17 protein-coding genes are annotated in these 23,524 nt (G+C 51.7%); 13 read left to right on the top strand and 4 right to left on the bottom strand.

Annotated features, from left to right (window positions below; translation table 11 throughout):
• Window positions 1-31 precede the first annotated feature (31 nt).
• The 5 genes from ACYVC2_RS11240 to ACYVC2_RS11220 all read left to right on the top strand — a co-directional run bounded on the left by ACYVC2_RS11240 (window position 32) and on the right by ACYVC2_RS11220 (window position 5,256).
• Window positions 32-265: a hypothetical protein gene (locus ACYVC2_RS11240; RefSeq protein ID WP_461102518.1), complete on the top strand. Its 234-nt coding sequence runs from the start codon at window positions 32-34 to the stop codon at window positions 263-265.
• Window positions 249-584, top strand: a complete 336-nt coding sequence (locus ACYVC2_RS11235; RefSeq protein WP_461102517.1) for a type II toxin-antitoxin system RelE family toxin — start codon at window positions 249-251, stop codon at window positions 582-584. The genes ACYVC2_RS11240 and ACYVC2_RS11235 overlap by 17 nt, the downstream gene beginning before the upstream one ends.
• A 30-nt stretch (window positions 585-614) precedes the next feature.
• Window positions 615-1,550 (top strand): CPBP family intramembrane glutamic endopeptidase, encoded by a 936-nt coding sequence (locus ACYVC2_RS11230; RefSeq protein WP_461102516.1) that lies wholly within the window; start codon window positions 615-617, stop codon window positions 1,548-1,550.
• A 169-nt stretch (window positions 1,551-1,719) separates the two neighbouring features.
• Window positions 1,720-4,056, top strand: coding sequence for a DUF7133 domain-containing protein (locus tag ACYVC2_RS11225; protein WP_461102515.1), 2,337 nt, complete (start codon window positions 1,720-1,722; stop codon window positions 4,054-4,056).
• Window positions 4,057-4,086: 30 nt separating this feature from the next.
• Window positions 4,087-5,256 (top strand): alpha/beta hydrolase, encoded by a 1,170-nt coding sequence (locus ACYVC2_RS11220; RefSeq protein ID WP_461102514.1) that lies wholly within the window; start codon window positions 4,087-4,089, stop codon window positions 5,254-5,256.
• Window positions 5,257-5,358: 102 nt separating this feature from the next.
• Here ACYVC2_RS11220 and ACYVC2_RS11215 read toward each other — a convergent pair whose 3' ends face one another.
• Window positions 5,359-8,910, bottom strand: a complete 3,552-nt coding sequence (locus tag ACYVC2_RS11215; RefSeq protein ID WP_461102513.1) for an SNF2-related protein — start codon at window positions 8,908-8,910, stop codon at window positions 5,359-5,361.
• A gap of 131 nt (window positions 8,911-9,041) precedes the next feature.
• Window positions 9,042-10,061, bottom strand: a complete 1,020-nt coding sequence (locus ACYVC2_RS11210; RefSeq protein WP_461102512.1) for a hypothetical protein — start codon at window positions 10,059-10,061, stop codon at window positions 9,042-9,044.
• A 253-nt stretch (window positions 10,062-10,314) separates the two neighbouring features.
• Between ACYVC2_RS11210 and ACYVC2_RS11205 the strand changes: the two genes are divergently transcribed.
• The 4 genes from ACYVC2_RS11205 to ACYVC2_RS11190 all read left to right on the top strand — a co-directional run bounded on the left by ACYVC2_RS11205 (window position 10,315) and on the right by ACYVC2_RS11190 (window position 14,443).
• Window positions 10,315-11,574 (top strand): anthranilate phosphoribosyltransferase, encoded by a 1,260-nt coding sequence (locus ACYVC2_RS11205; protein WP_461102511.1) that lies wholly within the window; start codon window positions 10,315-10,317, stop codon window positions 11,572-11,574.
• A gap of 92 nt (window positions 11,575-11,666) precedes the next feature.
• A complete protein-coding gene (gene lhgO / locus ACYVC2_RS11200; protein WP_461102510.1) occupies window positions 11,667-12,863 on the top strand; it encodes an L-2-hydroxyglutarate oxidase in 1,197 nt (398 codons plus the stop codon).
• A gap of 76 nt (window positions 12,864-12,939) precedes the next feature.
• Complete coding sequence (locus ACYVC2_RS11195; protein ID WP_461102509.1) at window positions 12,940-13,446, top strand: Dps family protein; 507 nt, start codon at window positions 12,940-12,942, stop codon at window positions 13,444-13,446.
• Window positions 13,447-13,624: 178 nt separating this feature from the next.
• Window positions 13,625-14,443: an Fpg/Nei family DNA glycosylase gene (locus tag ACYVC2_RS11190; protein WP_461102508.1), complete on the top strand. Its 819-nt coding sequence runs from the start codon at window positions 13,625-13,627 to the stop codon at window positions 14,441-14,443.
• A gap of 99 nt (window positions 14,444-14,542) precedes the next feature.
• Here the strand turns inward: ACYVC2_RS11190 and ACYVC2_RS11185 are convergent, their stop codons facing one another.
• On the bottom strand, window positions 14,543-15,808 hold the full coding sequence (locus ACYVC2_RS11185; protein ID WP_461102507.1) for a DNA polymerase Y family protein: 1,266 nt from the start codon (window positions 15,806-15,808) through the stop codon (window positions 14,543-14,545).
• A 121-nt stretch (window positions 15,809-15,929) separates the two neighbouring features.
• Here ACYVC2_RS11185 and ACYVC2_RS11180 point away from each other — a divergent pair, with 121 nt between their 5' ends.
• On the top strand, window positions 15,930-16,643 hold the full coding sequence (locus tag ACYVC2_RS11180) for a LexA family transcriptional regulator (RefSeq protein WP_461102506.1): 714 nt from the start codon (window positions 15,930-15,932) through the stop codon (window positions 16,641-16,643).
• Between the two features lie 81 nt (window positions 16,644-16,724).
• Here the strand turns inward: ACYVC2_RS11180 and ACYVC2_RS11175 are convergent, their stop codons facing one another.
• Window positions 16,725-18,506 carry an ABC transporter ATP-binding protein gene (locus tag ACYVC2_RS11175; protein WP_461102505.1) on the bottom strand — a complete coding sequence of 594 codons (1,782 nt, stop codon included), beginning with the start codon at window positions 18,504-18,506 and terminating at the stop codon, window positions 16,725-16,727.
• 214 nt (window positions 18,507-18,720) lie between these two features.
• On the opposite strand from ACYVC2_RS11175, the gene fusA reads away from it, so the two are divergent.
• The 3 genes from fusA (at window position 18,721) to mutL (ending at window position 23,497) form a co-directional block, all read left to right on the top strand.
• Window positions 18,721-20,838 (top strand): elongation factor G, encoded by a 2,118-nt coding sequence (fusA, locus tag ACYVC2_RS11170; protein ID WP_461102504.1) that lies wholly within the window; start codon window positions 18,721-18,723, stop codon window positions 20,836-20,838.
• A gap of 112 nt (window positions 20,839-20,950) precedes the next feature.
• Window positions 20,951-21,256 (top strand): 30S ribosomal protein S10, encoded by a 306-nt coding sequence (gene rpsJ / locus ACYVC2_RS11165; RefSeq protein WP_012930032.1) that lies wholly within the window; start codon window positions 20,951-20,953, stop codon window positions 21,254-21,256.
• Window positions 21,257-21,433: 177 nt separating this feature from the next.
• Window positions 21,434-23,497 carry a DNA mismatch repair endonuclease MutL gene (mutL, locus tag ACYVC2_RS11160; RefSeq protein WP_461102503.1) on the top strand — a complete coding sequence of 688 codons (2,064 nt, stop codon included), beginning with the start codon at window positions 21,434-21,436 and terminating at the stop codon, window positions 23,495-23,497.
• The last annotated feature ends 27 nt before the right edge of the window (window positions 23,498-23,524 follow it).

Raw genomic sequence — 23,524 nt, 5'->3', positions numbered from 1 at the left:
GTTTATTTTGTCATAACAAATGCACAATCAGATGGATATTTTGGTAAGAGTACCAGATAATAAAGTTGATTTCTTTCTGGAACTGGTACATAATCTGAAATTTAAAGCTGAGCCATCCGACAGGCCAAATAAGAGCCCGTTCACGCTTGAGCAACAGGAATGGATAGACGACTTAAAACAATCGTTAGAACAGGTCGAACTTCATCAGGAAGGCAAAATAAAGTTGAAATCCTTCGACCAGTTACTGGATGAGTTACAAGATTGAGGTTACTGATAAATTTGAGCGAGATGTTCGTAAACTAGCCAAGAAACATAAATCATTATTGGCCGACTTAATCCTGTTCAGAGATCAATTAAAAAGTAATCCGACTCAGGGTACACCATTAGGCAAAGACTGTTACAAAATTCGCTTGGCTATTTCGTCAAAGGGAAAAGGCAAGCGAGGTGGTGGACGGGTAATTACGTGCGTCAAAATTATAAATCAGACAATTTACTTGTTGGCGCTTTATGACAAAGCCCAACGTGATACCATTTCTGATAACGAATTAGACGACATGCTGAATGAAGCAGGAATTGGACAGTAAGCTTTTCTCTCACACTAGCACATATTTTTAGTGAAAGCCTTCTGGCACGACCTGCGCGCCCATTTCCGTACCGATTTCCGCCTGGACCTTTACCTCGCGACTGCGCTTTGGGCCGCTTTTCTGCTTGCTATCAACTTCTCGCTCGACCTCGAAGATGCGTACATCGATGCCTTTCGGCAACAGCCGGTCTGGGCCGTACTTTATTTCGGTTTATACGCTACCGCTTACTATGTGAGCGTCTGGCTCTGGACTTATTTTCACCACCGGTCAGACATCTGGCGAAGTCGTGAATTCTGGCTGCGAAGTGGCCTGGCCCTGGTTTGTTACTCGCTTTACGCCGGGTTCTATGCAGACTACGAATGGAGTCTAAACCTTTTTGATGGTCAGATTTATGCCTTTGTGTATTACTGTCTGCACAATCTGCAATCAGTGCTGACCATTGTAGTCCCGCTGTATCTTTTCTATAAATTCATCGACCCGTATCCGAGTCATTTTTACGGCATGGCTCCCAAACGCAAAGGCCTCGCTCTTTATGCTCTGCTGCTGGCGCTTATGATACCGCTGATTACGCTGGCCTCCTTTCAGCCCGATTTTCTCGCATCGTACCCAACCTATCGGGATACCAACGCAAATGAGTTCTTCGGCGTACCCGAGTGGATAACGGCCTTGGTTTATGAACTCTGTTATGGCTGGGATTTCGTACCAACGGAGTTATTGTTTCGGGGCTTTCTGGTAATCGGAATGAGTCGTGTACTGGGTCCGGGCGCGGTATTGCCTATGGTTGTCTGGTACTGCTCGATTCATTTCGGCCGGCCGCTGGGCGAAGCCGTTTCGTCGCTGGCCGGAGGCTATCTGCTGGGTGTACTTGCTTTAAGTACGCGGAGTATCTGGGGCGGTTTGCTCATTCACATCGGCATTGCCTGGGGCATGGAAATTGCTGCTTTTCTGCAAAGTGCGAGCCGATGAAGTATCGTTTTCGTTCTGCGCATTATAGACAGAATTCGATGCAGACCAGCTCAATATCATCAGTTTTAAGCCCGCTTCAAAATTGACTCAAAACGGGTCGAAACCATAATACCTTTCGTGAGTAAGAGTTTGACGAAGCACTCTTTTGATGTTAGCTAAACTCTTGTTTATGAAACGTCAATTCTGGCTACCGGGACTCCTTGCCTTCTCTGCGCTGGTTGTTACCTGTAAAGTCGTTCCAACGCCTAGCTCGACATCCGACCGTACTGCTACCCGACAGATGGGTAGTGATACGGTTCCTGCATTTACTGACAACCCATCCCCTGCCCAACTGACGCCCGAACAGAGCCTGCGTTCGTTCAGAGTACCTAAGGGGTATCATATGGAGCTGGTCGCCAGCGATCCAATGATCAAAGAGCCTGTAGCGATTGCCTGGGACGGTAATGCAAAAATGTACGTCGCCGAAATGGACACCTATATGCAGGATGTCGATGGCTCGCACGAACACGATCCCGTGAGCCGAATCATGCTGCTTGAAGACACCGACAACGACGGTCGGATGGACAAGAGCTCGGTGTTTATCGACAAGCTGCTTTTGCCCCGGATGATCCTCTGCGTCGATCATGAGCTATTGGTTAATGAAACCGATACGTACGACATCTGGAGCTATAAGGATACCAATGGCGATGGAGTGGCCGACGCTAAAAAGCCACTTTATCAACTCGGCAAGAAAGCACCCGGCAATCTGGAACACCAGCGGAGCGGACTGGACTGGAACCTCGACAACTGGATTTACGTAACGGTCGACCCGGTCCGGTTTCGGTACAGCAAAGGCACGCTGAAAGTGGATTCATTGACCAGCGGCTCGAACGGCCAGTGGGGACTGACCCACGACAACTACGGACGACTATTTTTTTCAAGAGCCGGTGGCGAAATACCGGCGTCGGGCTTCCAGATCAATCCCGTATACGGAGCCCTGGAATTTCCGGATCAGTACAGTGAAGAGTTTAGCGCGGTCTGGCCTATTATCCGGACGCCTGATATTCAGGGTGGTTTACGCCGGCTGCGGCTTCCCGACAGCACACTCAATCATTTCACGGCCAGCAACGGTCAGTCTATTTTTCGGGGCGATAAACTCCCGGCCGATCTGGTCGGTGATTATCTCATCGGTGAGCCCGTGGCCCGGATCATCCGCCGGGCTAAGGTGATCAATACGAACGGCAAGCTTACCCTCGAAAACGCTTATAAACAGCAGGAATTCATTGCCTCGACGGACATGAATTTTCGGCCGGTCAATACCTACACCGGGCCCGACGGCTGCCTTTACATTGTCGACATGAACCGAGGCATCATTCAGGAGTCGCAGTGGACACCGAAGGATAGCTACCTCCGTCCACAAATTCAGCGGTTGGGTCTGGACAAAAACATTCAGCATGGCCGCATCTACCGGTTGGTCTACGATGGCATGAAACCCGGCCCGAAGCCGCACCTGTTAGACGAACCCGGCAGTAAACTGGTTTCGTATCTGGACCATCCTAACGGCTGGTGGCGCGACAATGCGCAGAAACAACTGGTCATTCTGGGCGATCAGTCGGTTGTGCCGTCGTTAAAAGCTATGGCGCTGGGCCAAAAGCCTAAAACATCGGCCCTGGGACGTCTGCACGCTTTATGGACGCTGGAAGGACTGGACGCCATCGATAAGGATTTGCTGGCTTCGGTTATGAAAGACAACGACCCGCAACTTCGGCGAGCGGCTGTCTGGATCGGCGAGCGGTACCTGAAACAGGACGACAACTCAATGATCGATCAGCTACGAACTCTGAAAGATGATCCGAATTATGATGTTCGGACCCAATTGGTTCTGTCGCTGCACCAGAGTAAGTCAGCTAAAGCCAAAGCGTTGGCCGATGAGATTCTCGCTCAGAATGCAGGCATCGAAATGCTGGCAAGTACTCAGAAAAGCCTGCTCAAAAACGATGATGTAAAAACGTACGGGTTGCGTTTGGGCCGGCTCGAAGCGGCCGACCGGACTAAGGTTCTGGCGGGGGCCAATACGTTTAAAACACTTTGTGCCAGCTGTCATGGGCCCGACGGAAAAGGCCTGGCCATCGGTGGAACCAGCATGGTAGCTCCTCCCCTGTTCGGTTCCAAACGCATCGTCGGCGATCAGGATGTGCTCATTAAAATACTGCTGAACGGCTTATCAGGCCCCGTCGATGAAAAAACATACCCAGACGTTATGCCGTCCATGAGTGCCAACAACGACGAATGGATTGCGTCGGTACTCAGTTACATCCGCTACGAATTCGGATATACCGGCAATTTTCCACCCAGTCCGCCTTCCAGTGCACCCCGGCCAGCGAGTGGTGGAATCCCGCCGGAAGTGCTGAAACGGCGAAATTTCAAACCGTTTGTGCAACCGGACGACGTCAGAAAAATACGCGAGCAAACCAACAGCCGGACAAAAGCCTGGACACTGCCCGAACTCGAAAAAACCTCCGAATAATAGCCACATCGAAACGACAGTCTATAACTCATGAGTCTCCGAAACACTTTGTTGATCAGTTGTGTGTTAGGCACGGCCGCTGTTTTTGCGCAGCCGAATCCCGACCGGCCCGATTTATGCCAGGGTGCCTATTTCACAGAAGCCCAGGGAGCCGAAGCCCTGCGCACCTTTGCCGGAACCTATCATGACAAAGTGACCTGGGAAACCCGGGCGGCTATGATCCGAAAAGGTATCCGCGATGGCATGAAGCTGCCCGAAAAGCCTGCCTTTGCGCCGTTAAAACCGATCCGGCATAGTCTGAAGAAGATGAGCGGGTATACCGTTGAGAATGTAGCGTTTGAAAGTCTACCGGGTATTTTTGTGACGGGTAACCTGTACCGCCCATTGAATCCGGCGGGAAAAACAGCGGGCATTTTATGCACACACGGCCACGGCGCTAAGCAGGATAACCGCCTGATGGAATATACGCAACAGCGGTGTGCAACCCTGGCACGCCTGGGCGCTACCGTATTCGCCTACGACATGATCGGCTACGGCGACTCGCAGCAAAGCACCCACAAATTACCCGAAGCCTTAAAACTACAGACGCTGAACAGCATCCGGGCGCTGGATTTCCTAACCAGTCTGCCCGATATCGACGCCAACCGAATTGGAGTTTCGGGCGAATCGGGTGGCGGCACACAAACGTTTCTGCTGACAGCGCTGGACACCCGCGTGAAGGTGTCGGTGCCGGTCGTCATGGTGTCCGCTCATTTCTTTGGCGGCTGCACCTGCGAAAGCGGTATGCCCATCCACAAGCGCCCGACGCACCAGACCAGCAACGTAGAAATTGCTGCGCTGGCCGCTCCCCGGCCTATGCTGCTCGTATCCGACGGAAAAGACTGGACGAAAAACACGCCCGACGTTGAATTCCCTTACATTCGGAACATCTACAACTATTACGGCGCAACGGATCGTCTCGAAAATGTGCATCTGCCTACGGAAGGCCACGATTATGGCCCCAGCAAGCGTATGGCAGCTTACCGCTTTCTGGCGAAGTACCTGAAGCTCGACCTGAACCGCGTTCTCAAAGACGGGCAGATCGACGAAAGTCCCAATACGGTACTCCCTTCGACGGACTTGCAGGTTTTCAATGCCGAACATCCACGACCGACCTATGCCGTTACGGGTGATGATGCGGTGATGGCGGTGCTGAAGTAAATACCTTAAGTGTTCTGATACCCATCAGCAGCGTGTAAATTGGGTGAGTTTATTCAGCGAATTATCGATAATTCGCTGAATAAACTCACCCAATTTAGATTTTTACCCGAGCGCTACCAGTTCCTTCAGCTCCGCGTCGCTAAGATCCCCGATCCAGGTCTCGCCGGTCTTTACACTGAGGTCGGCCAGTTCTTTCTTGTTACGGATCATGGCATCGATTTTTTCTTCCAGCGTTCCCTGGTTCATCAGCCGATAAACCAGCACGTTTTTCGTTTGACCGATCCGAAACGCCCGGTCCGTGGCCTGAGCCTCAACGGCCGGATTCCACCACAGGTCGTAATGAATGACGTGGTTCGCCTGGGTCAGGTTTAGGCCGGTGCCACCCGCTTTGAGCGACAGAATAAACGTGTGATCGCTGCGATTTTTCTGGAATTGCTCTACCATCTGGTCACGATCGGCCCGTGAAGTACCACCGTGCAGAAATAAGGGCTGTTCCCCAAACGCCTGCTGAATGAACCTGGTCAGCAACTCCCCCATTTCGCGGTACTGGGTGAAAATCAACACCTTTTCGTGGCTGGCATAAATATTTTCGAGCAAATTCATCAGCAACGTTGCCTTGCCAGACAGCGCAGCGGTGTCGTTCCCACGCTTCAGATATTGGTGTGGGTGATTCCCGATCTGCTTGAGAGCCGTCATCAGTTTCAGGACCAACCCCCGTCGGGCAATGCCGTCTTTTTCTTCGATCGCCCGGATACTTTCCTGCACCACACTTTCATATAGCGCCGTTTGTTCGGGCGTAAGCGAACAAAACTGGTTATTCTCGATCTTATCCGGCAAGTCGCTGATGATAGTCCGGTCGGTTTTGACCCGCCGAAGCAGAAACGGACTGGTAATCAACCGAAACTGCTCTAGTTTCTGATGGTCGCGCTCCTGCTGAATGGGTTTACCAAACTCTTCGTTGAACTTGCTCAAACCACCCAGATACCCTTTGTTCACAAAATCCATGATGCTCCAGAACTCCGACAGCCGGTTTTCGACGGGGGTACCACTGAGCGCAATCCGGATGGGGGATTTCAGCGCTTTAACCGCTTTCGTCTGTTCAGTATCGGCATTCTTAATGTTCTGCGCTTCGTCGATGATCACAACGGCCCAGGTCAATTTTTTCAGCTTATCCAGATCCGACCGGACAACTCCGTAGGTCGTCAGCAGAATGTCGTACTCATCAGCACGATCGGTCGGGAGTTTGCGGCTGGGACCATGATAGATCGTCGCTCTCAAATCGGGCGCAAACCGGGCGATTTCTTTCTGCCAGTTAGTAAGCAGGGTCGTCGGCAATATAACGAGCCCTTTTTGCTTTTTAAACCGCCCTTCCTGCCTAAATCTGAGCAACAGACTAATGACCTGAAGCGTTTTTCCCAGCCCCATATCGTCGGCCAGCAAACTGCCCATGCCGAGGGCCGTGTTCTTGACAAGCCAGTCATAACCCCGATGCTGATATGGCCGTAACGTCGCATTCAGGGCCTCGGGCAGCGGTTGAGCGGCAATTTCAGTAAATTGTTTGATCAGCGTCCGCACTTCCGGCGACAACCCCAACCGTGCTCCCCGGTATTCTTCCGATAAAGCGGCTTTAAGCAGATCGGAGCCGGTTAGCTCCGGTGGATTTTCGAGTTGTTTGTACAGTTTTTTGAGTTCCTCGGGGTCGACCAGCACATACTGATCTTTGATTTTGACCAACCCGGTCGTGCGCCCTACTAATTTTTGAAATTCCCTAACGCTCATCATCTCGTCGCCCAAAGCCACCTGCCAGTCGAAGGTAAGCATGTCGTCGAGCCGCATGAAAGCATTATCCGCCGTAACTTTTGCCTTTAGGCGGCCGCCTACCTGCGGCCGTACCCAATGCTGAAGCGACTTCGGCAACCAAAGTGCAATACCCAGCAACTGCATCCGCGGTAAGGTTTCCAGCAGTACTTCCACAAATAAACTGGGCGAATAAGCGAGGTACTCCGGCCCACCCATTCGCGTTAGCTTCGATAAATCCGGAAAGTGGCGGGATAGCACCAGTAGATCCTGCAATACGGCCATCCGGATGGGTTCATGCTTCTTTTTCCGCAGTAGATCGGGCAATGGAATCGGCGGCTCGGGAGCACCGTTGGCCGTTGGAGCCTCGCGGTCGCGAATCAGCAGGCGCAGGTGAAACTCGTCGGTAAACGAAGCGTCTCCCCGGTCATTGTCTTCAACCGCCAGAATTGGCACGAACCGCTTGTGAGTGAGAAAAAAATCATTGACCCACAGCTGCATCGCCAGCGGCATTTCTTTCCGGCCAAAGCCTTCGAACCGGATCGTTTCGAGGCCAAAAAATAGCCGGTCGGCGTCTTCCAGCGGCCAGCGCTCCCACAATTCGATGGTGGCGGGTTTGATAACCCGGCGCATGAACAGCGAGCAGAGGGTCAGAACCAGTTGCTCGTTGGGCAGGGCCAGCCACTCTTTCTGCCAGCGCACAGTCAGCAGGGCTGGCGGTATCTGCGTGTTCAGCAGGTTCGTAAGTTCCCGAACGGTTTCGTTCAGCGTTGCCGGCAGCCAGCGCACCCGGTAATGTTCTTCGGCGGGCCCCACTCGCAACAACTGCGGCACCACCGCCCCCCGTCGGAGCAGCACTGCCGAAAACTGCTGGGTTAAGTACAACGCCCGGACAGAATCGCTCATTTCGGGCCAGTTGTCTTCCGTAAGCGTACTGATCCAGCCGACCAGATCGCTCATCTCGAATCCACTGATAGACCGGGTTTCGCCGTGTTCGCTGAAGATTCCGATTTTCTTTACCGACATCACCTCATCCAGTTGAAGTTCAATACTGTCGCTAAAAGCAGGCCTGTCAGCTCCTTCAGCTATTTTTTCTTCCGTTTGAGGTTTGCAGAATAGCTTATACGCCCGGCTCAGCGACTTATGGAAATCTCCTTTGGCAAACGTGACATCCGGAGAAAGTAATCCCAGCAACTGGTCGGCCAGTGACGGAATAGTGGCAAAGTCCAGCCGAGCCCGTGCTTTTTCGTCGGCCTGCCACTCTTCGTCGTCAGGCAGTTCATCGGTGCATATATCTTTGAAAGATAATACGTTGCTCGCACTCGAACCGGTTGCCGCCAGCAAATCGGTCTGAAGTTCTTCTAAAATGTTCAGTCCCTTTACCTGAAAAACCAAAAACGGGTTCCGGTCGATTTCGTTGGCGATGATGTAAATGACAGCGGCCAGGTGTTTACAGGGTTCGGCCTGATCGGGGCAGGAACAGCCCATCGATAAATCCTGAAATGAGTTCGGAAAGAGCCGGATACCCCGGCGTTGGGTAAACTCAATGAGTTCGGGGGGGAGCTGCCGGTTCAGGAGCTGGGCCAGCGTGGCCGGGTTTTCGCGGATTTCGGTTATGATCCACTTTTTTTCCTGCTCTGTCAGCAGCGGTACCGAGAGCTTGGCTTTGTAGGGTCGGGGCGCAGTTCCTTTGACCGAGGCACTGATCAGGTTGTTGGCGATAGACAGCCCCATCACCGCTCCCTGGTTGGCGTAGGTCCGACCGCGGGGCAGTCGGTTGGCCAGGTCAATATTCGTCAGGGCATTGAGCCACTGCTGGCCCCACCAGGTTTTTCCATAACTAATGCGTTCCGCCATGCTGCCGAAAACAATTGAGTACGGTGCAAAAATAGCGGATTAAGCGTTTATGCACCGTACTCAATTGTTTTCGGACTTACCCGACTGGATTGACCGGATAAACAGAATTCGATTCTTCTTTTTAATCCTGTTTATCCGGTCAATCCAGTCGGAAACATGGCTATGAAATCCGAACGATCGTCGACAAAAAACGACAATTGCCGAACGCTTCTCTGAATCCCGTAAGGACCGGTAAGGCAGACGGGCTCCCGAAACGTCAACAGCACATTCGGCGCTGTCAGAAACGCACCGTTAACCCGATCGACCTGCCTGGGTAACTTCTCATCAATAGGTAAAATCTGCGTGATGACTGAATGGGCAATCTGAGCTCGCCAACGGATGCCTAATCGTAAGATCAACTGGTCATTGATTACGTAAGAAGGCCGTTTGACTGTTGCCAGAGTATCGGCAACGAAAAAAAGTAACCCGTAGCCACTCAGGGCCGTAACCCAGAAGGCGACCGTCGAACTCCAGCGCTGAAGCAGTAAATGAACCGCCACCCCCTCAATAATTCCCACCAGGAGCAGGCCGACGGTCAAAGCAATCTGGCCTGACTGCCGATGCGTTGTCACCATCCGTGCCTCCCGTGGAAGATTGGACCGAAGGTTCCAACCAAACAGAATGTAGTAAACTGTAAGCCCTTCACCGAAAATAAATCCGGCGACCCGCTTGCTCATTACTACGGCCATGCTTTGCCGCAAAGCTGTTTCTGTATCGGTTTCCGCTCGTAGCTGTCGATACGTTTTTAAAAGGCTACGGATACGTATTACACCGATAGCCAGGACGACACTTTCAGCCAGCATTAGAAAAGCAGGCCATATGCTGTCAGATGGAAACGCGGTTTGGGGTAAAATGAACAGCGCGATCCGCAACATCAGTACGGCCATCAACAGCAACCGACTGTTGGCTAAGTGAAGTGGCCGGACAACGAGCCAGTAAAATAAGCTCGTCGTTACGAAAACAAGATCGACGAGTACGGCTATCGAAAGGCCAACCGGATGGTGGCGAAAGGCGGGGGTATGAGTGACGACTATTTCCACACCGATCAGCAGAAAAGCCAGCAACAGAAAAAGCATCATTCGGGATGCTTCCGGAGAGCGTAAAGAAACCATCGAGTGAATGCTTAAAAAGAGATTAAGTCTTGGTGGACAATAGTATTTTTCCGAAAGTAAGTGATTTTGACTGTGCCCGACAACTACTGGCTCCGGCCTAAACTTCAAATTTTGGATCGTATGAGGACAGGGCATAAATGAGCCAAGAAAAAGCCTCAAAATCTGTACTTTAGGTGTATTTCCGCTATCGCCGACAGGACTTTTTTGTTTACTTTTACCTAACTCCCTGTGTTCCGTTAAATCAACTGCGTCTATGGTTCTGGATACGCCTGCTACAGAAACGCCACTTGGCCGAGGCATCAAGCACATTGGAATTGGTAAATATGGTAGTAAACCACTGACGCCGGAGTTACTAGCCGAATGCCGGACAGCACTGACCGACCCAAGCAGCCATCCGCTTCAGCGAGGAGCCTTTCTGGGTGCTCTACTGGCCAAAGGTCCAACACCGGAAGAGCGAACTCTGGAAGAGGTCGTTGGCAAAGGCGCCTTCGCACATCCAACATTTTTCATCAACAAACTCTGCCCTGATCTATCGACCGGCATGCTGCCCATTGCCACGAAGCTGGTTCGGGGAGCCAATCTGCAGGTTAGCGAGGCCCAGCAACTGGGTGACTACCTGTACGGCGACGGCCCCTGCGAAACCTTCCGCGGACTGGCGGCTAGTATCATGCGCGTGCGGCACGAGACGAACGAAGAATATCAGGGGTTGATGCGGGCCGCCGAAGCCACGTTTCTGCCTGGTTTCGGGCCCATTAGCTGCGCCGACCGCCCACTGATCCAACTGGCGGAACCGTTCGATGGTGTCGAACACAGCTATCTGATTACACCCTTACTGGCAAAATTTTTTCAGAAGCGCGGCTACGGTGCCATATCGATGGTCGGACGGTCGGGCGGACCAAAGTTTACGCTCAACGCGCTGGACCTGTACATGCACCTGGGCTGTCAGTTTCTGCAAAGCAATCACGAGCTCGATACGCCCCTCGATTCGTACGGCTGGGTTCTGGACCAGAAAGCGCTGTCGCCCGCGCTCAATCGCTGGGTAGATCGGCGTCAGGTCATTATCAAACGTCCTTTTCTGGCTACACTCGAAAAAGTACTCAACCCGTGCCATGCCCAGATTCTGGTCACGTCGGTTTTTCACATTACGTATCAGATGAAAATGGCCGAACTGGCTCTGCTGGCTGGCTTCGACGGGGTTGTCGTGCTGAAAAGGGGGCTGGAAGGAAGTCTGGCTCCCTCGACCAGCCGGGCCAGCGGTGTTCTGTGCGCCGTTCGGACCCCGCGCGGACATCTGTTTTTTCAGCATTTCGAGGGCGACTCCCCCGCCTTCGCTTCGTTTCGGACGACCAGCGAAGGCGAGTATGAGCAACCGCAGGCCATCGACAACGCCCGGCTCGTACGTCAATTTATGAACGAAGGTCATACCGCCGATGCCGAGTTCGATAACCGGATTCGGTTTGCTCATGCCCTGTACGGACGCGGTCTGGACTGGATCGAAGGTCAATTACGCTGAACAGGCTACCTGAGAATTCCAACAGCGACGTACCTTTGTCAGTAATTGGCCAGATTCTTATTGGCTGATCACTTACAGCTTACATACACGGCATGACAGATGTAGTCATCATTGGCGGTGGCATCGTAGGATTAGCCACGGCTTTGCAACTGAAACAGCAGCGACCCACCTTGACGGTCGTTTTGCTGGAAAAAGAACCAGGGCTGGCTCGTCACCAGACTGGCCACAACAGCGGAGTGATTCACTCGGGGCTCTACTATAAACCGGGTAGCCTCAAAGCAACGAACTGCATCCGGGGTTACCACATGCTCATCGACTTCTGCCAGGCCGAAGGGATTCCGTATGACCTATGTGGCAAGATCGTCGTAGCGACCAAACCGGAAGAACTTCCCCAGCTAGAAACACTTTACCAGCGCGGACAGCAGAACGGCCTGGGTGGTTTAAAAAAACTGACCGTCAGTGAAATGCGGGAGATCGAACCACACGTAACGGGCGTTGCCGGCATGTTCGTGCCACAAACCGGTATTGTCGACTACAAACAGGTTTCGGAGAAATACGCCGAAAAGTTTCAGGCACTCGGTGGCGAAATCAGGTTAGCCGAGCGGGTCGAGCAAATAACACCGGGAACCAGTCTGAGTATTGTCGTCACCGATAAGGGCCGTTACGAAACCAAACTCGTCGTCAATTGCGCCGGACTGTATTCCGACAAAATTGCCCAACTGACACAGCGGCAAGCCGTGGATGTGCGCATTATTCCGTTCCGGGGCGAATATTTTAAGATCAAGCCCGAAAAACAGTATCTGGTCAAAAATCTGATTTACCCTGTCCCCGACCCGAACTTCCCTTTTTTGGGGGTGCATTACACACGCATGATTCACGGGGGTGTAGAAGCGGGCCCGAATGCCGTTCTGGCTTTCCAACGGGAAGGGTATACAAAGTCGGATATCAATGCAAAGGAGCTATTCGAAACCTTATCCTGGCCCGGCTTTCAGAAAGTGGCCGCCAAGTACTGGGAAACCGGATTGGGCGAGATGTACCGGTCATTCTCCAAGGCCGCCTTTACCAAAGCCTTACAGGCACTGATTCCGGCTATTCAGGAAGCCGATCTGGAAAGTGGCGGAGCGGGTGTTCGGGCGCAGGCCTGCGATCGGACAGGTGGGTTGCTGGACGATTTTGCGATTCTGGAAACCGACAAAGCCATCAACGTCGTCAATGCACCCTCGCCGGCGGCTACTTCGTCGTTATCGATCGGGAAGACCGTTTCTGAGAAAGTAATGGCACGATTTTAAGGATTGTTTAACAAACAATAATCGTTGGGCGGGGTTTCTTCAGAAGTTGACAACAGAGCATCAAACAGAAGAAATCATGAAAGCGATTAATCAGGTTGACGTTTTAGATACACCCAACGATCTGGAAGAAAAAGGCCGCGAAAAAGTGGCTGAGTCTTTGAATCGACTCGTTGCAGACGCTTTTGCGTTATACATCAAAACCAAAAATTACCACTGGCACATGTCGGGTCGCCATTTCCGCGACTATCACCTGCTGCTCGACGAACAGGCAGATCAAATCTTCGCAACCATCGATCCGCTGGCCGAGCGCGTCCGGAAAATTGGCGGCAACACCATCCGGTCGGTCGCTCATATTGCGCAGTTACAACGGGTGAAAGACAACGACGAGGATTTTGTGGCTCCGCTCGACATGCTGAAAGATTTGGAAACGGAGAACCGAAAGATGGCTAAAAATATGCGGGATGCTCATAAAATCGCCGATGACGCTGAAGATGTAGCCACCGCCAGCCTCCTCGAAGTATACATCGATGAAACCGAACGCCGGACCTGGTTCCTGTTCGAAACCTCGCGGGACCTGAGCTAACCCGGACATTACCGATACTAGCTGCCTGGTTTGCAACCTGTTTATCAGGTTATGAACCAGGCAGTCTTTTTTCCAATATACCGATAAATTTGTTTGGAGTCAGACAAGATCAACTTCGTATCGACTGATCATAACAACCTGGCTAGACCGGCGGTTATCCGGTAAACGAATATGCTCAATGCCCGAACTTCCCGAGGTCGAAATCAGACGGCAGTATCTCGAAACGTCTTCGCTGTACCAACCCATAAATCATATTGAGGTTGAAGATCGTAAGCTTCTGACAACCGATTATTCGACCCTGCAGCACGCACTCGTCGGGCGGCAGTTTACAGGTACGCAGCGCGTCGGCAAAAATCTGTTTGTCCTGACCGATGATTCGGACACCATCGTTCACATGCATTTCGGCATGACGGGCGATCTGGACTATTATCATTCATCGCTCGACCGACCTCGTTTCGCCCGGATCGTCTTTGAATTTACCAATGGGTTTAATCTGGGCTTCCTGTGCCCGCGCAAGTTTGAGCGCGTCGGCCTAATCGACGATATTGATGCGTTTCTCAAACGAAAAAAAATCGGCCCCGATGGGCTGGCTGTTTCACTGGCTGAGTTAACCGATCGCATTCGGCGGAAAAAAGCCCTCATAAAACCCGTTTTGCTGGATCAGAGTGTAGTAGCCGGACTGGGAAACTGGATTGTCGACGAAGTGCTGTTTCAGGCGTACATTCATCCCGAGCAGCGCGCGGATACGCTGACAGACGAGCAAATGCGCCAATTGCATCAGGCGATCTACCTGGTCCTCGAAACGGCTATCCGTTACGAAGCTACCTACCGGGACTTTCCGAGCAGCTTCCTGATTCACGTTCGTGAGTGGGACGATTCACCGTACGATGATGTCGAAGCGCACAAGTTCTGTCCACGCTGCAAAACCCGAATCGAGCGCTCGGTCGTGGGCGGACGGACCACTTTCTTCTGCCCCAAAGAGCAGGTTCTTAGATGATTAAAAGCGGTCAGTTGCTTCGCGTCATTTAGTAGTTATTGTTGTCATTTGTTGATGGTTCCAGGCAAACACGAAGCAACTGACTACTAATGGCTAATCTCACAAATCCTTGATATTCCCGAAGCCGATCACATCCCGGTAGACGGGGTTATCACGTAGTTCGGTAGCCCGGAGCAGCTTATCGGAGCCAAACTTCGTTTTCAGATCGTAGAGCGTTTGCCGGAGCTTGTTTCTCCGAACGTCATTATCGAATAACCGGAGCGGCACCGACTCGGTGGGTATGAACCGGAAAACAACGACCGACATGGTCCGCAGATGATGATTCAATACCGGTTCACAACGATGAGCAGCCTGAAACTTTTCTAAGCGCTCCCGAATGATCTTGTACAGTTCTGGTCCATCCTGTTTAGGCTCCGGAAAATGGGCTTCGTAATTATAGGTCTTACCGTTGTGATACCGGCACGAAAACGACATCTCCTGGCAAAATAGGCCTTTGCGAACCATCCGCCGTTCGAGCGTCAGGCAAAGTGACAGAAGTAATTCGTCTAGTTGGGCAGGCGAATTCCGTTGCTCGGTCGAGATCGTGCGCATGGCCGACATGCTTTTGAGCGAATCGTTCGTGTCTAAATCGACTTCCCCACCGAAATTCAGGCGTAGGTGCCAATGCCAGCCAACGATACTTTTGCAGACTGCCCGCAGATGGTCTGGCGAAGCATAGCGAAGATCCAGTGGCGTATGCACCCCACCCGCTTCAAGCCGGGTCGCCATCCGCTGACCAATACCGGGCAGGTCGGTTAGTCGCAGGGAGCGCAGAGCCTCATCGATGGTATCGGGAGTCAGTACGATGAGCCCATCGGGCTTCTGCATATCCGAAGCCAGTTTGGCCAGAAAAACATTTGGGGCAATGCCAATGGAACAGCGCAACCAGTCGCCGACTTTTTGCCTGATGGCCTGTTTGATCGCTACGGCCGTTTGGCGCATGTCTTTATACACAAGCTGATAGTTGGTCAGATCGACCACCGCTTCGTCGATGCTTTTAGGGACCACATCGTCCGAAAACGATCGCAGTACATCGATGATCTTAACGTGATATTCGCGGTATCGACTGGGGTGGGTTTCGACGGGCACCAGATCCGGACATAAAACTATCGCTTCGTCGAGTCGCATTCCCGTTTTAACGCCCTTGAGTTTAGCCTCGATCGATGGCGCAATCACACACCCCTGCCGCCCGGTGTAGACACATACCCCTACTGGCCTGCCCCGCAACCAGTAATTGTCCTGTTGCTCGCAAGAAGCAAAGAAGCTGTTCATGTCTACGAACAATAAGGTCGGTAGCGTGTGCGTAGCGATTCGGTTCCGGTTCATCAATTTTTAGCTAAGAACGTGGCTTTCGGTACTATCAATCGTCTGTATTTATTGTATATTTGCTCTAATACAAGCGCAATATATTTTACTTGTATTATATCTGCTACTTATTTATCTGACAATGGCAGAAATTTGTTCAAAAAAAATTGACAGTATCGTGACGATCCAGGACCGACTCAAGCAGGTTTTCGACGCCTTAGGTATCACTATTTATCAGATAGCGAAAGAGTTAGGCGAGAATCCATCAAAGTTTTACAATATTTTGAATGGGCGGGCCAAGCCATCGTACGATACCATTATGAGTCTACTGGCCTGCTATCCGCAGATCAGCGCCGACTACCTGATTCGGGGTATTATGCCGGTGTTAAAGTCGCCGGAAGCCAACGCCCGGCTACTCAACTCCGAAGACGATACGATTGAGGTTCCGTTCGTTCCGGTCAAATTCTACGCCAGTTTTGTCGAGAGTTATGCCGACGGGATCAGTACCGCCGATACCGAATTCTTTCGGATACGGAAGTCTATCGCTAAAGGGCACAAACAGGCGGTCATCCTGGAAATTTCAGGGAATAGCATGAGTCCACAGCTGGCACACGGCGCCAAAGTACTAGCCGTACCGGTCAGCGAAAACAACTGGGAATATCAGTCGGGCGGGGTTTATGCGGTTATGTACCGGGATTATTTTGTCGTAAAGCGGATTCGGGACAATGAGCTCCTGACCCGCAAATACCTTACGCTTCACTCCGACAATCCGAACGGTGGTAATGTTACAGTACCATTGCAGGACATTCGTGGACTCTGGAAAATCGTGTCCATTGTTGAAGCGCCGGTCGAATAGATCGATTCATTGAAAAAGCCGGGTCTGTTTACCGTAAATGGCTAAACAGACCCGGCTTTTTTGCTTCCAGACGGTAACTGATCAGGTCAGGGCCTGCTGCTCCAGCACGTCTTTCTGATGCGCCCACATTTCCTGGAAAACAGCACTACGCTGCTGAAGTTCGGCGAACGTTCCTTCGTCAATCAGCTTACCCGATTCCATAACGTAGACGTAGTCAAATAACGGCAGCAAATGAAGGCGGTGCAGGGTCGATACAACCGCTTTATTGGAAAACTCCCGCAACAACTGCCGGTAAACGGCCAGTTCAGTTCGGGGATCGACGCTACTGGTTGGTTCGTCCATCAGCACAATATCGCTGGTACGAGCTGCCAGCACCCCCCGCGCCAGCGCTAACCGCTGGCGCTGCCCACCCGACAGATTTACGCCTTTTTCCTGAATATTGGTTTCCAGTCCGTTAGGCAGTTGCTTAACTACATCATCGAAACGAGCGATCCGGCAAACCTCGGCGATGGCTTCCTCATCGAATGGTAGGCCAAGAGTAATGTTATACGCAATTGTATTCTCAAAAATCTCGGGCTCCTGCGGAAACAATGTTACCGTATTGGCGACAGCGTTCAGATCAGCGAATGATCTACCGTCTACTCGCACCGATACGCCCGGTTCAGGCAGATACAACCCGCGCAATAACGTAAGCAACGTACTTTTCCCGGAACCGCTTTCGCCGATTACCGCAATACGCTTACCCTTGCTCAGCCGCATTCGAATATCGTTCAGATTCGTCACTTTACGCGCCGAGCTCAGCATGCGCCCGTGGGAGAAGGTAAGATTGGCAATGTCGATGTTTTTCCAGTTGTCGGGAAGTGTTTCCTGCTCGGGTCGTTCGTACTGCGCATAAGCGTCTCCGATGCTGCGGGCCGTCTGCACGTCAGTATTGTATTTAACGATTTCCGTATACTGCCAGGCCACATCGTGAAAAACACTCGTAAACTGATTGACATAGCCCAACAGCGTTACCAGCCCGCCGATCAGAAAAACCTGGCCGGGAACGTAGTGCTGGTACACATACCCAGCCGCCATAACCATGTAAATCACACTAACCAGCATGCTGGCCGCGAACCACTTCCACTCGTTGATCCGTACCTGACGCATAAACGGCGGGAAAACCTGGGCAATTTTATCGCCCAGACTAGCCTGCATGCGTTCTTCAAGCCGCAGTGTGATGACGGTGATGATGTTAGACAGGCTATCGAACAAAGTCGCCGATACGACATGTTCCTGCTCGTTTGTTTCATCGAGCGCTTTGATGAACGGGCGATCAAACCGCAGAATGACCCAAATCGTCAGAGCGCCCAACACGACCCCGACAAGCCCGAAAGCAGGCGAGAAATACAGCATTGCTCCGAACGAAAAGACAAATTTCGATAACGCCTGCAAGTAGATGAACCCGTCCTGAAAAAACGTTTTGAGCGCATCGTACGCTTTACGAATTCGGTTGATCGTGGATCCGCTGTGGTGGTCCTTATGCCAGCCGACGGGCAGATGTAGGGTTTGATGAAACAGCTCATCCAGGAAATTACGGCTTAGGTTAAACGCCAGCCGCCGTTCCATCACCCGGGCTGGTCCGTGGAAAGCCCATTCGGCTAGTTCCAGCCCTACGTAAGCGGCAATGTACCACCAGACCAGCTGAACGATAGCTGTATCCTGTTTCTGAAGCTGGCCCACAAACCAGCCGAACAATAGAGGGCGGAGAGCCGCCACCAGATTGGCCAGAATGAATAGCGTATAGATGAATACATAGTGCTTCCTCTCGCGCCGGGCATAGGTCCAGGCCGTTCGGAGCATATTGATATACGGATTTTGCATGATTCCAAGTTACGGCTTCGTTTGCAGAAACGACTACTGTTGACAGAATGGGCAAAAGAGGAGAATAGTTTCGCTGATATTCTTAGGCTGAAGGTTGCTTTTGTGATTGACTTTCAGTAATTTTGCGACCTGATTTGAGCAGGGTCGCTTATTGCTCACCGCAACGGCCCTTTCCTTCGAGTTTAGAAAAACATAACTTTTAGTATACAAACTAATGGCTCGCGATTTAAATTTCACGAGGAACATCGGTATCGCTGCCCACATTGATGCGGGTAAGACGACCACAACCGAACGCATTCTCTATTATGCCGGGGTAAGCCACAAAATCGGGGAGGTGCACGATGGTGCCGCCACGATGGACTGGATGGAGCAGGAACAGGAACGGGGTATTACGATTACATCGGCTGCTACGACCGTTGACTGGACCTACCGCGATCAAAAGTACCATATCAACATTATCGATACTCCAGGCCACGTCGACTTTACGGTTGAAGTAAACCGTTCGCTGCGCGTACTCGACGGGCTGGTTTTCCTGTTCAGTGCCGTCGATGGCGTTGAGCCTCAGTCAGAAACCAACTGGCGTCTGGCCAACAACTATAACGTAGCCCGGTTAGGGTTCGTCAATAAAATGGACCGTTCAGGGGCCGATTTCCTGAACGTATGCCGCCAGGTAAAAGAAATGCTCGGTAGCTATGCGGTTCCGCTTCAGTTGCCGATTGGTGAAGAGGAAAATTTCAAAGGCGTTGTCGACCTGGTCAACTTCCGGGGTCTTGTCTGGAACGAAGCCGACAAAGGGATGACCTTCGAGGTGGTTCCTATCCCAGACGACATGCTGGAGGAAGCAACCGAATGGCGAGAAAAGCTGCTGGAAGCGGTAGCTGAGTTCGATGATTCGCTGATGGAAAAATATTTCGATGATCCGGATTCAATTTCGGAAGACGAAATTCTGGCGGCTCTTCGCAAAGCGACCATCGCTATGAAAATCGTGCCGATGCTCTGCGGCTCGTCGTTCAAAAACAAAGGAGTACAAACCATGCTCGACTACGTGATGGCACTGCTGCCCTCACCGTTGGACAAAGAGAGCATCAAAGGAACGAATCCGAACACGGGCGAGGAGATTTCCCGGAAACCATCGTCTTCGGAGCCGTTCTCAGCACTGGCGTTCAAAATTGCTACGGACCCTTACGTAGGTCGTCTGTGCTTTGTTCGCTCGTACTCGGGTGTGCTCGAATCAGGCTCTTACATCCTGAATAACCGTTCGGGTAATAAAGAGCGGATTTCGCGGATTTTCCAGATGCACGCCAACAAGCAAAACCAGATCGATCGTCTGGAAGCAGGTGACATCGGTGCGGTAGTTGGTTTTAAAGACATCAAAACCGGCGATACGCTGTCGGATGAGAAAAACCCAATCGTTCTGGAATCGATGGTATTCCCCGATCCGGTTATTGGGTACGCTATCGAGCCGAAGAAAACGGCCGATCAGGACAACTTCTCGAAAGCCATCGGTAAACTGATCGAAGAAGATCCGACCCTCAAAGTCGAGTCGAACGAAGAAACCGGTCAGACCATTATCCGGGGTATGGGTGAGCTTCACCTCGAAATCATCATCGACCGGATGCGTCGTGAGTTTAAGGTAGAAGTAAACCAGGGTGCACCGCAGGTCGCTTACAAAGAGAAGCTGACCAAAAACGTGGAACACCGTGAGGTTTACAAGAAACAAACGGGTGGCCGCGGTAAATTTGCTGATATCGTGTTCGAACTCGGACCACGGGATCAGGAAGAAGACGGCAGCATCAAGCCAGGTCTGCAGTTTGAGAACGGTATTGTAGGTGGGGTAATTCCTCGCGAATTTATCCAGCCGGTTCAGAAAGGATTCGAAGAATCGCTGAAAAACGGTCCGTTGGCTGGCTTCCCGCTGGAAAGTATGAAAGTTCGGTTGTTCCACGGCTCGTACCACGATGTCGACTCCGATTCGCTGTCGTTCGAGATGGCTGCTCGGCTGGGCTTCCGCGAAGCGGCCCGCCAGGCTGGTCCGAAACTGCTCGAACCGATCATGGCGGTCGAAGTACTGACCCCAGAAGAATACACGGGTCCGATTACGGGTGACCTGAACCGTCGCCGGGGTGTGATGAAAGGCATGGACACGAAAGCTGGCTCGCAGGTGATCAAAGCCGACGTGCCTCTTTCGGAGCTGTTCGGTTACGTTACCGACCTGCGGACGATGTCGTCGGGTCGGGCTACGGCAAACCTTACGTTCTCGCACTATGAAGTAGTACCGCAGAACATTTCAGACAGCGTCGTTGCGAAAGAAAAAGGAACCGTGAGGGCGTAAGCCTTGATTAGATATTGGGCAGTTGTTCTTACCGATCAACTGCCCATTTTTTGTGCCGCCGGAGTAAATGGTTCTTTCGACGGTCACTTTCACTAAACGAACCACAATAGCAATGAGCCAGAAAATTCGCATTAAGCTGAAGTCGTTCGACCACATGCTGGTTGACAAATCAGCAGAGAAAATCGTAAAGGCCGTCAAATCGACGGGCGCTATCGTAAGCGGACCGATTCCTCTGCCAACTAACAAAGAAATTTACACCGTACTGCGGTCGCCCCACGTCAACAAAAAGGCTCGGGAACAATTCCAGCTTTGCACTTACAAGCGGCTGGTCGACATTTACAGCAGCAGTGCTAAAACGGTCGACGCCCTGATGAAACTCGAACTACCGAGTGGCGTCGATGTAGAAATCAAAGTCTAAGTTTTTTCAGCTTCCGGCTTGGAATGCCGCCCATGCGAAACGGATAACGTTTCGTAGGGCGGCATTCAATGTTTCTGCAAATTCCCCTGATTTGGTTGAATTATCCATACAACCTATGGGTTATTTTTGTATATTGTTACGTTACGCAAGCCGCCGTAACAGGAGATTTTATCCGTTATGTTAAACGTCATTCAGCTACTGCCCGACTCCATCGCCAATCAGATTGCGGCTGGAGAGGTCGTGCAGCGGCCAGCGTCGGTCGTGAAAGAGCTGCTCGAAAACTCGGTCGATGCGAAAGCCAAATCCGTACAGGTTATCATCCGGGAAGCGGGTCGCAATCTGATTCAGATCGTAGACGATGGCGTTGGCATGACCGAAACCGATGCGCGCATGAGCTTCGAGCGGCACGCAACATCTAAAATCCGTTCGTCGGACGATCTTTTCCGAATCCGTACGATGGGCTTTCGGGGCGAAGCGCTGGCGTCTATCGCTGCCGTTGCCCAGATTGAGATGCGTACACGCCGGGCCGCCGATGAACTCGGCACCCTGATCCGCATCGAAGGTTCTGACCTTAAAGCGCAGGAAGCCATTTCCTGCCTGCCTGGTACGAATCTGCTGATTAAAAACCTGTTTTTCAATGTGCCCGCTCGCCGTAACTTCCTGAAGTCGAATTCGGTGGAGATGCGCCACATCATCGATGAGTTTCAGCGCGTTGCGCTGGCCAATCCGGAAGTAGCTTTTTCTCTGTTTCATAATGACCAGGAAATCTACAACCTACCCGCTGGTAAGCTAAGCCGCCGGATCATCGATATGTTTGGCAAAAGCTACCGTGAGCAGTTGAATCAATGCGAAGAAACAACGCCTTATGTAACCGTTCGGGGGTACATCGGCAAACCCGAATCGGCTAAAAAAGCGCGGAATGAACAGTTTTTCTTCGTCAATAACCGCTTCATCAAGCATAACTACCTTCATCACGCAGTCATAGGCGCTTATGAAGGTACGTTGCCCGAAGGTAGCCATCCGTTTTACGTGCTGTTTATTGACATCGATCCGTCGCATATCGACATCAATATTCATCCTACCAAAACAGAAATAAAGTTCGATGACGAGCGCTCGGTCTATGCTATTATGATGGCTGCGGTCCGTAAAGCCGTAGGTATTTATAATCTTGCGCCTTCCCTCGATTTCGATTCGGATGTCAACTTCCTGGCGGGTGTGCGTCCTGGTGCTGTTCAATCGGCTTCACCGACCAGTTCAGAACGTGTTACGGCCCGGCCGATTACTCCGTCCTGGACGAGCCCCGAAAAAACAGTAGCCCCATCAGTGGCCAAAGAGCGGGGCTCATTGCGTGATGATGCCTTGAATCAGGCAGCGGGCGGTAGTTTCGATATACCTAAAAAAGCGGATCGCACAAACGGATCGACTGTTGGAAAGCCAGAGCCCCGTCCATCGGTCAACAATTGGCAGACGCTCTCCGAAGACCGGGGTGGAAACGGTACGGCAGTGCCGCTGACCGATACGACCAAAGAAGCGGGCGATTGGCTGGGGCCTGCAAAGCCAGAGGCTGAAGCATCTACTACCAACCAGCCGTCCGAGAACGAACCCATTACGCTAGGAAGCCGGGCCAATCAATTACAGATGGGTCTGGAGCCCCCGGAAGACGTTCCTGTGTTGGTTGAAGACGATAACATTGTGCAGTTGCATAACCGTTACCTTTTAGCGCCGATCAAGTCAGGAATGATGCTTATCGATCAGCGCAGGGCTTATGAGCGAATCCTATATGACCAGTTTCATACGGCACTGACAAAGCGGAACGGGGCTTCGCAACAGTTGCTGTTCCCCAAAACCATCACGCTAATGCCGGTGGATTTTCAGCTCGCTCTCGACTTGCGTGATGATCTGAGTAATCTTGGATTTGAATTCGATGAACTAGGTACGAACACGTTTGTGATTCGGGGCATACCGACCCTGACCATGGGCGAGAATGAAGAAGAGCTCTTCGCCAATTTATTGGCCCAACTACGGTCGGATACAGGACGGTTGAAATTAGATAAACTAGAATCTATGGCGCGCTCACTGGCGCGTCGATCCGCCATGCGTCACACAAACCGATTGAGCGCTACGGAGCGTCGGGCGCTGGTCGATCAGTTATTTGCTTCGACAAATCCAAGTTACACTCCCGTCGGTGAACCCGTGATGGTTGTCTTGACGTTGGATAAAATTGCAGGACTTTTTCGCTGATTATTGAGTTAATCAGCATAAATTGTT

The organism is Spirosoma koreense (genome assembly GCF_054777875.1).
This window is presented reverse-complemented; position numbering and strand designations above follow the sequence as displayed.

Coding starts and splice junctions, on each gene's coding strand:
- ACYVC2_RS11240 (WP_461102518.1), top strand. CDS start 32: ATGGATATTTTGGTAAGAGTACCAGATAATAAAGTTGATTTCTTTCTG.
- ACYVC2_RS11235 (WP_461102517.1), top strand. CDS start 249: ATGAGTTACAAGATTGAGGTTACTGATAAATTTGAGCGAGATGTTCGT.
- ACYVC2_RS11225 (WP_461102515.1), top strand. CDS start 1,720: ATGAAACGTCAATTCTGGCTACCGGGACTCCTTGCCTTCTCTGCGCTG.
- ACYVC2_RS11220 (WP_461102514.1), top strand. CDS start 4,087: ATGAGTCTCCGAAACACTTTGTTGATCAGTTGTGTGTTAGGCACGGCC.
- ACYVC2_RS11215 (WP_461102513.1), bottom strand. CDS start 8,910: ATGGCGGAACGCATTAGTTATGGAAAAACCTGGTGGGGCCAGCAGTGG.
- ACYVC2_RS11210 (WP_461102512.1), bottom strand. CDS start 10,061: ATGGTTTCTTTACGCTCTCCGGAAGCATCCCGAATGATGCTTTTTCTG.
- ACYVC2_RS11205 (WP_461102511.1), top strand. CDS start 10,315: ATGGTTCTGGATACGCCTGCTACAGAAACGCCACTTGGCCGAGGCATC.
- lhgO (WP_461102510.1), top strand. CDS start 11,667: ATGACAGATGTAGTCATCATTGGCGGTGGCATCGTAGGATTAGCCACG.
- ACYVC2_RS11195 (WP_461102509.1), top strand. CDS start 12,940: ATGAAAGCGATTAATCAGGTTGACGTTTTAGATACACCCAACGATCTG.
- ACYVC2_RS11190 (WP_461102508.1), top strand. CDS start 13,625: ATGCCCGAACTTCCCGAGGTCGAAATCAGACGGCAGTATCTCGAAACG.
- ACYVC2_RS11185 (WP_461102507.1), bottom strand. CDS start 15,808: ATGAACCGGAACCGAATCGCTACGCACACGCTACCGACCTTATTGTTC.
- ACYVC2_RS11180 (WP_461102506.1), top strand. CDS start 15,930: ATGGCAGAAATTTGTTCAAAAAAAATTGACAGTATCGTGACGATCCAG.
- ACYVC2_RS11175 (WP_461102505.1), bottom strand. CDS start 18,506: ATGCAAAATCCGTATATCAATATGCTCCGAACGGCCTGGACCTATGCC.
- fusA (WP_461102504.1), top strand. CDS start 18,721: ATGGCTCGCGATTTAAATTTCACGAGGAACATCGGTATCGCTGCCCAC.
- rpsJ (WP_012930032.1), top strand. CDS start 20,951: ATGAGCCAGAAAATTCGCATTAAGCTGAAGTCGTTCGACCACATGCTG.
- mutL (WP_461102503.1), top strand. CDS start 21,434: ATGTTAAACGTCATTCAGCTACTGCCCGACTCCATCGCCAATCAGATT.